Raw genomic sequence first — 8,627 nt, 5'->3', positions numbered from 1 at the left:
GTTGCTGGATTTGGTGGCAATTGGTCTAATTGCGGATTTAGTGGAATTATCTGGAGATTGTCGTTACCTGGCACAACGGGGAATTGAACAACTGAAGCAGCAACTGAAAACTCGCTCTCGTCCTGGTATAGCGCGATTGTTAGAGTTGTGTAAACGCAGTGGCGATCGCCCGACTGATATTTCTTTCGGACTTGGCCCGAGAATTAATGCTGTAAGTCGAATTCAAGGGGATGCTTCATTTTGTGTTGAGTTACTCACTAGTAAGGATGAGAAACGTTGTGAGCAACTGGCTTTAGAGACGGAATTAGCTAATACCCGCCGCATGTCTTTACAAAAAGATATTACTAAGCAGGTTAAGGATAAACTTGCCCAACTTGATCTGTCTACTACTAATGTGATTGTCTTAGAGGATCCCCAATGGCCGGTTGGTGTTTTAGGCTTAGTGGCTGGTCAAATTGCTCAGGAATACGGACGCCCGACGATTTTGTTAAGTACAGTTTTGTTAAGTACTGAAAGTAGCGATAGAGAAAGCCAGCTGGGAGAAGCAGGTTTAGAAGATAAACACTCCTATAGTATAGCACGGGGTTCGGCTCGTTCTGTTAATAATATTGATCTTTATGAATTAGTCAATTCCCAAGCTCATCTGTTGCATCGCTTCGGAGGTCATCCTTTTGCGGCTGGGTTGAGTTTGCCAGTGGATAATATTCGTTTATTTAGGGAAGCGATTAACCAGCAGTTGGCACAAAAACTAGGGACTACGGGTGCTTTGATGATGCCAGCTATAGAAGCGGATTTGGTGGTTAAGGTTGCTGAGTTGGGCAAAGCACTATTTGATGAGTTGAAACACCTGGAACCTTGTGGGATGGGTAATCCGGTGCCAAAATTGCTGATTAAAAACTGTTGGTTTGAGCAGGTTTGGAATCGTAACTCTAAGGATTTTAGAGGACGGAAAGTACAGTATATTAAAACTAAATTTGAAATTTGGGATGACTCTACGAGTATGGGTTTTCCTGGTATTTGGTGGGGACATTATCAGGATGAAGTCCCTAAAGTTAGATGTAATGCTGTTGTGGAATTAGACTATAATAATTACGAAAAACGTCCAGAAGTGCGCCTCGTTGCGGTGCAACCTTGCCAGGAAAATTATTTGCAGTCTTGTTTACAGGTCTCTAATCAGCTCGATTGGATTTTAGATTGTCGGGGACAAGAGTTACAGGTTGAAGGTTTAACTCCTCTAATGGTTTATGAGTGTCCGACGAGTTGGGATGAGTTACAAGTATGGTGTAGGAGAGCGATACAGGCAGAACGACAATTAGCGATCGCATATCCACGGCCTAAACAACTATCTGCCCAAGACACCTGGAAAAAGTTGCTAGGAATTGCTAAGTTCCTCAGTCGCACGGGTCAATGGGCTACTTTGGTGCAATTGCAGGAGAAGTTAGATTTAAGCGATCGCACTGTTGAGTTAGGACTGAATGCCCTATCAGCGATTGGTTTTGAAGTTTCCCACCAGGACTGCGGGGTACAAATAAGCTGGCATGGGAGGGAGTGGTCTTCCGATTGGCCGTTGGCCACGCTACGCGAGCGGACGAATGTTGCTGGAAATGATGCGATTGCGCTACGCGCACGCTGCGCGAACGCAATATTTTTTGCTGCCATTGAGGAGGAACAGTTCCGACGTCAGTATTTTTACCAGGTGCCTCTGTCTACCATTGCTGCATATAACATTGCTGGATATGGCATGGTTGGTATCAAACAAGATTAGACTTCGCCGCAGTTGTCTAATCTGTGACACCTAGTAAACAGTCCACTAACAAAACACAGACATTAAATTAATTGATAAAACCGACTCTCTTTTAAAGAGTATCAACTAATTAGGGCGTCTAAAACTAAGCAAATTTTTTTCTAGTTATATCCGGATTCGCCAGATTCAAGTCATCTCAAGCTTTTCAAGTAGTTAGATTTTTTTTTATAACCTGAGGAACCTTTTGTTTATTCCCAACGACTTGTAGAGAAAGGAACAAAAAATTAACTAGTTTGAGGAAATAAACAATGCAAGGTTTACTGAAATCTATTTTCACCATTTCTACTTTGGCTGCTACAACAATTGCTCCCGTTTTACTAGGAAATAGTATGGCTTCCGCTAATCCCGGAGCAGATGATCTCAGCGTCAAAGGTACAGATGCTAGCTACATTGGGGTTGGTCTGGCCGCCGGTGTAACTAGTGATGGACAAGGGAATGACCAAAATGTTGGTGGTAATATTACCACTCGTCTAACAACTTCAAAGCTTCCAGTTTCTCTAAGAGGTGATATTCTTTTCAATGATGACAATACGGCGATTATTCCTAGTGTTTCCTTTGACCTAGGCGTAGCTAAAAATACTAATGTTTTTGCTAGTGTTGGTTACTCTTTTGTGGAAGATGACGGAGACAATACACCCATCGGTAATCAAGATGCTTGGGTGCTTGGCGTGGGTGCTGAAAGCCAAATTGCTAAGGATGTTTTGGTTTACGGCAATACTAAGGTAGGTCTTAACGCTTACGAAAATAGTTCAGGTGAGTCTGTCAGTGTTCAAGTGGGTGCAGGCTATCGTTTCTAAACTTAGTATGTCTATTGTCAAAGGGAAAGGATGAAGGATGAAGCATGAAGGATGAAGCATGAAGGATGAAGTATAAAGGATGAAGTATTAACTGTCAAATACTTCAACTGAGGTGACAACAATCCTCTTGTGCATCTACTCGCTTTGGCCAATCTACTAGCTTCAACCTTCCTTCAACTCTTTCCTTTCCTCTTTGCCGGTATCTCATTGAACGACAATGAATGAATTTGGAGAAATTTTAGGATTTCTAAAGTTATGGATCCAATGGGCAACGGTAACGGTAGTATTAGGATCTAATCATTAACCGTAATCCCGACCGATTTATCGGGAATTATACTTATTCATCTTTTTTGCTCCGTTGAACCCATGGTTGTATCTCAGACTCCTAAAGCCCGCAAACCCTCTAAGATTGAAGGAATTAAAGAACGCAGTAACTTCTTGCGTGAGCCGGTGGCAACTGAATTGCTACAGGATACCACTCATTTTACAGAAGACGCTATTCAAATTCTTAAGTTTCACGGGTCTTACCAGCAAGACAACCGAGATAACCGGGTCAAGGGTCAGGAAAAAGACTATCAGATGATGCTGCGCACTCGCAATCCTGGAGGATTTATTCCACCAGAGCTTTATCTGACTCTAGAGCAGTTGTCAGAAGAGTATGGTAACCATACCCTACGAGTAACTACCCGTCAGGGTTTTCAGATTCATGGCATTCTCAAGAAGAATTTGAAAGCGACAATTGCAGCAATTATCCGCAATATGGGGTCAACCTTGGGTGCTTGTGGAGACCTCAACCGTAATGTTATGGCTGCGCCAGCACCATACAAAAATCGACCAGAGTATCAGTATGCTTGGGAGTATGCTGATCGGATTGCTGACTTACTTACCCCTCAAACCGGTGCCTATTACGAGATTTGGCTGGATGGGGAAAAGGTAATTAGTGCTGAGGAAGCTCCGGAGGTGAAAGCAGCACGGCAGCGCAATGGTAATGGTACTATTTTCCAGGACAAAGAGGAACCAATCTACGGGGAACACTATATGCCCCGGAAGTTTAAGTGTTCCGTAACGGTTCCCGGGGATAACTCGATTGATATCTATACCCAAGATGTGGGGTTGGTGGTAATTACCAACGACCAGGGAGAACTGGAGGGATTTAATGTTCTGGCTGGTGGGGGTATGGGTCGCACTCACAATAAAGAAGAAACCTTTGCTCGTCTAGCTGACCACATCTGCTATGTAGAGAAAGACGATATCTATGACTTGGTTAAGGCAATTGTGGCAACCCAGCGGGATTATGGCGATCGCGTAAACCGCCGTCATGCCAGAATGAAGTACCTAATCAATGATTGGGGTGTCGATAAGTTCCGGGAAAAAGTAGAAAGCTACTTCGGTAAAACCCTGGCACCGTTTAAGCCCTTACCCCCATTTAAGTACGAAGATTATTTGGGTTGGAACGAACAAGGAGACGGAAAGCTATTCCTGGGGATATCGATTGAGAATGGTCGGGTCAAAGATGAAGGGAATTTCCGACTCAAAACAGCTCTGCGGGAAATTACTGAGAAATTTGCCCTACCGATGCGGCTTACTGCTAACCACAATATTATTCTCTATGAGATTGACCCGACCCACCAGCAAGCCCTGAATCAGATTCTAGAACAGCACGGTATTCAAGTTACTCCAGAAGGAATTGAACCGTTAGTGCGCTACTCCATGGCTTGTCCAGCTTTACCTACCTGTGGTTTAGCGGTTACGGAATCAGAACGGGCGCTCCCTGGCATGGTTGATCGGATTCGGTTACTGCTGAACAAATTGGGGTTAGAGAAGGAATATTTTGTGATCCGAATGACCGGTTGTCCCAATGGCTGTGCTAGACCGTATATGGCAGAGTTGGGATTTGTCGGTAGCGCACCAAAGGCTTATCAAGTGTGGCTGGGAGCTTCACCAGATCAAACTCGGTTATCACGAGCCTATGTGCAGAAAATGCCAGAAAGTGAGCTGGAATCTTTCTTTGAACCAATTTTTGTGCAGTTTCGGGAAGAGCGCAAACCAGAAGAGAGTTTTGGGGATTTTTGCGATCGCATTGGCTTTGATGCCCTTCGGGAATTTTCCGCTAACTATGAGCTAGGTAGCGGTATAGTTAATCCAAATGGCAAGCCAGCAGCTAAGAAATCTTCTACTGCTAAAAATCGCCGTCGAATTAGCATTCCCGAAGAAGTCCATGCTCGTCTTAAGCAAGCTGCTGCTGACCAAGGGAAAAGTATGACGCAGTTGGCAGCAGAAGCTCTGGAAGCGTATTTACCATAACTAGGTTAGCAAGAATGAAGAATGAAGAATTAAGAATTGAGAATTGAGAATGAAGAATGCAGAATTCAAAATTCAAAATTCAAAATTCAAAATTATCGATGATATCCATTGGTAGCAAGGGCAGTAGATACTTGTTGGATTAGAGCTTCTTTGGTAGAGGAGTTATCTAAAACTAGATCAGCAAGTACTATTTTCTGCTGGAGGGGGAGTTGGCTGTTGATTCGGGCTTGAGCTTGTTCTTTAGAGATGCGATCGCGTTTCTGGATCCGTCTGAGCTGTTGTTCTGGTGAGCAGCTGACTACCCAAGTTTCTGTCACTAAATCGGTCATCTTAGCTTCAAATAGCAAAGGGATGACTAAAATGACTGTCGGAGCAACTAGCGATGCAGCGCGGTCTTGGGTAGGCAGCGCGGTCTTGGGGGTTCCCCCCATGAGCGACTGCCGTTGGTTTCCCCCACTCGCTATTGCATCAAGAAAGGTATCGAGTTCAGATTGAAAGCGATCGCGTACATAAGGATGGATTTGTTCCTCTAACCACTGTCGCTCAGCTGGGTTACTAAAAATTATCTCTCCCAAGCGTTTGCGGTTCAGGGTACCTTCACTCTGTTGCACTTGTAAACCGTAGCGCTGATAAATCTGTTTCAGGATTGGTGAATCTGGTTGTACCGCTTCTCTGGCATAGATATCCGCATCTAAAATCGGTAGCCTGTAGGTATCAGCCAGGTAATTCGATACAGTGGTTTTTCCCGTAGCAATACCACCGGTTAGACCAATGATGCGTTTTTGATTCATGGGCGTTAAGTATACAATCGGTTATGATATCAGGGAGTTATAGCAGAAGTCCGAAGTCCGAAGTCCGAAGTCCGAAGTCCGAAGTCAAACTCTTGCGCTTACTTAGGTTTGAGACTTTTATCATGTCCTAACTGCCCTGGCGACTACTATAGATCAGGGATGCGATCGCACCTGTTGGTCATAAATCACTGCTACCAGGTGATGGGTTACGGGGCAATTCCTTTGGCGTTCCTTAATCATGGAATAATTTTAAGAGTAGGTGCGCGCCTCGTGGCGAGTAAATCGCCCTTGGGTCGCACCTGTAGAATGGGCATCTTGTGTGGAACTGGCATCTTGCCAGTTTCATGCTTATTTTCGCGCGGGCAGGATGCCCGCTCTACTCCTGTTCATTCAAAGATTCAGCAACGCCATTTCTTTCCCTTCATCCACCCTACAGTAGCTTAAGGCTGAGTTGGTCAGTTTTGAGTGCTTCAGTTTTCTTTTCTAAATCTCATCTAACTTTCATTTATTCGTTAGGGTGATTTCAGAATGGTAGTTCATTCTAATAATTAAGCAACTAAAGCAATGATTCAATTCATTTTTGATTACTAGGAGGAAGTGTTATGAAACGTCTAATTGTTGGTGGTTTATCCGTATTGTTAATGGCAGCAGCAACTCCGGCTGTGCAAGCAGAAAGAACTGTTGTTAAACACAACTCTTTAAACAATGCTCTGGTCAGTCAACGAATAGCCTCTACTATCGCCACAGGAAGCTTTATCACCGTTGATCGAGGGCATCGCACTCAAGGAAATGTAAAGATTGTCAATGAAAATGGTAAACGCTATCTAGAATTCGATCAATCCTTTAAAACGGGTAGTGGGCCCGATGTGAATGTACTCCTGTATCCGAACAGCAGTGTACCTCGTAAAATTCGGGGACAAGACTATGTAACCCTCGCCCGAATCAAGCAATTCAGTGGTGCTCAACGCTATGCTATTCCTGACGACTTGAATCTTAACGAATTTGGCTCTGTAGCAATTTGGTGTCGTCGGTTTGACATCACCTTTGGTTACGCTGCGCTGTAAAAGAGGTACTTTCCTGCTGGGTTAATGGGAGTAGGGAGTAGGGAGTAGGGAGTAGGGATGCAGGGCAGTCAAAAGGAGCTAGTTACTCATCGCCCCATCGCTCCATCGCCCCATCTTCCCACACTTACCACACCTGTCACGCCTCCCATCTAGCGGTTTATAGCCTAATGAGGTACACAGGATTTTTCCGAAGCTTCCTGCTCCCTGTTCCCTGCTCCCTGCTCCCTGTTCCCTGTTCCCTGTTTGTCATGGGTTAATCTCCTATTGACTAAGTCTCTTTGACCCAGTCTCTAGTTATAGTTATCCCAAGTTGGTAGTCTTCTTGATCAAGAAAACGCCTTTTAGACAATTAAATTTATTTGACAATTAAATTATTTCCCCAATTTCCCCGCAAAGATCGGGTAACGCTTAATCGAACGCTCTAGAATAACAGTGAACACTAGGGGTAAGCCAGAACAGTAACGTGCAGCTAAAGCAAGTCATTATTATTCACAAAGCTGGAGACTCCCAAGGAAAACGTTGCGCAGAAAAATGCGCTCGGGAGTTGGAAGCACGCCAGTGCAGGGTTCTGATCGGACCGAGTGGCGCGAAAGATAATCCCTACCCAGTCTTTTTAGCTTCTGCCACCGAAGCCATTGATTTGGCAGTGGTTCTCGGGGGGGATGGGACAGTATTGGCAGCGGCAAGACATCTGGCTCCGGAAGGAATACCAATTTTGGCAGTAAATGTTGGAGGTCATCTGGGATTTCTGACCCAACCCATCGAAGAATTTAAAGACACTGAGCAAGTTTGGGACCGACTATTAGAAGACCGCTATGCAGTTCAGCGGCGGATGATGTTACAGGGGGCTGTGTTTGGGGGAAACCGCACTGACATTACACCCGTTAGCGATCGCTTTTTGGCACTCAATGAAATGTGTATTAAACCTGCCTCTGCCGATCGGATGATTACCTCAATTTTGGAAATGGAAATTGATGGAGAAGTAGTGGATCAATACCAAGGGGATGGACTAATTGTTGGGACTCCCACTGGTTCCACTGGCTATACTGTTTCTGCTAATGGTCCAATTTTGCACGACTCGATTGAAGCGATCGCAGTCGCACCGATTTGTCCGATGAGCCTTTCCAGTCGTCCTTTCGTGCTCCCCTCTGGTTCTGTTGTCAGTATCTGGCCCTTGGGGGATTATGAGCTAAACACTAAACTCTGGATGGATGGTGTGCTGGCAACCTCTATTTGGCCTGGACAACGGGTGGACGTGCGTAGAGCAGATTGTCAGGCTAAGTTCATTATCCTAAGGGAACAGTATTCCTATTACCAGACCTTAAGGAATAAGCTTCAGTGGGCTGGTACTAGAGTCACCTACAGTAACAACCACCGCAATTGAGTCAACTGGTTAGTTAATGGGGAGATGGGGAGATGGGGAGATTGGGAAATGGGGAGATGGGGAGATTGGGGGCAGATAAAGTAGGGTAGGAAGTTGCTAGTGGTGCTTCAGGGGCGCTCCCCGTCATTTTCAACCTCGTAGCCAGGGTTGGTAAAGCCCGCCCCGTAAGGCACCACTGGGTCAAACAGCAAAATTCCAAAAATAAATCATAAAGGAGGTTAAACGGTGGGATTTCTGAGTATTCTACCAATCAGCAATGCCCACTTGCTAGAATTGACTAGATTAACTTTATTAATAATTATATAAAAAAAATGACTAATTTTGAAGCAGCTCCTCAAATTGAAGCAATTCCAGATAATAAAATTCCTAAGACAATAGAGCAAATCTCTTCTTCATCGATTTCAAAACCTTCAGTTTTAATAACTATCGGTTATTCTTTATTCCTGGCTGCTGGGGTTGGGGTTGGAATGGCCTCTATTTTTA

Annotated in this window: 7 protein-coding genes; 6 read left to right on the top strand and 1 reads right to left on the bottom strand. The window is 44.6% G+C overall.

Features of this window, described 5'->3' with window-relative positions; translation table 11 throughout:
- From F6K57_RS32440 to sir, 3 genes are all read left to right on the top strand, one after another.
- Positions 1-1,765: DHHA1 domain-containing protein (locus tag F6K57_RS32440; protein WP_293072150.1), on the top strand; the 1,765-nt coding region annotated here is incomplete at its 5' end.
- 287 nt (positions 1,766-2,052) lie between these two features.
- Positions 2,053-2,601: an outer membrane beta-barrel protein gene (locus F6K57_RS32435; RefSeq protein ID WP_293072149.1), complete on the top strand. Its 549-nt coding sequence runs from the start codon at positions 2,053-2,055 to the stop codon at positions 2,599-2,601.
- A gap of 366 nt (positions 2,602-2,967) precedes the next feature.
- Positions 2,968-4,905 carry a sulfite reductase, ferredoxin dependent gene (gene sir / locus F6K57_RS32430; RefSeq protein ID WP_293072148.1) on the top strand — a complete coding sequence of 646 codons (1,938 nt, stop codon included), beginning with the start codon at positions 2,968-2,970 and terminating at the stop codon, positions 4,903-4,905.
- Positions 4,906-4,997: 92 nt separating this feature from the next.
- Here the strand turns inward: sir and coaE are convergent, their stop codons facing one another.
- On the bottom strand, positions 4,998-5,696 hold the full coding sequence (gene coaE / locus F6K57_RS32425) for a dephospho-CoA kinase (protein ID WP_293072147.1): 699 nt from the start codon (positions 5,694-5,696) through the stop codon (positions 4,998-5,000).
- Positions 5,697-5,955: 259 nt separating this feature from the next.
- Here coaE and F6K57_RS32420 point away from each other — a divergent pair, with 259 nt between their 5' ends.
- From F6K57_RS32420 to F6K57_RS32410, 3 genes are all read left to right on the top strand, one after another.
- A complete protein-coding gene (locus tag F6K57_RS32420; protein WP_293042418.1) occupies positions 5,956-6,135 on the top strand; it encodes a hypothetical protein in 180 nt (59 codons plus the stop codon).
- Between the two features lie 163 nt (positions 6,136-6,298).
- Positions 6,299-6,760, top strand: a complete 462-nt coding sequence (locus F6K57_RS32415) for a DM13 domain-containing protein (protein WP_075901141.1) — start codon at positions 6,299-6,301, stop codon at positions 6,758-6,760.
- Between the two features lie 463 nt (positions 6,761-7,223).
- Complete coding sequence (locus F6K57_RS32410; protein WP_293021261.1) at positions 7,224-8,144, top strand: NAD(+) kinase; 921 nt, start codon at positions 7,224-7,226, stop codon at positions 8,142-8,144.
- The last annotated feature ends 483 nt before the right edge of the window (positions 8,145-8,627 follow it).

The sequence above is a fragment of the Moorena sp. SIO4A5 genome (genome assembly GCF_010672005.1).
GTDB lineage: Bacteria > Cyanobacteriota > Cyanobacteriia > Cyanobacteriales > Coleofasciculaceae > Moorena.
This window is presented reverse-complemented; position numbering and strand designations above follow the sequence as displayed.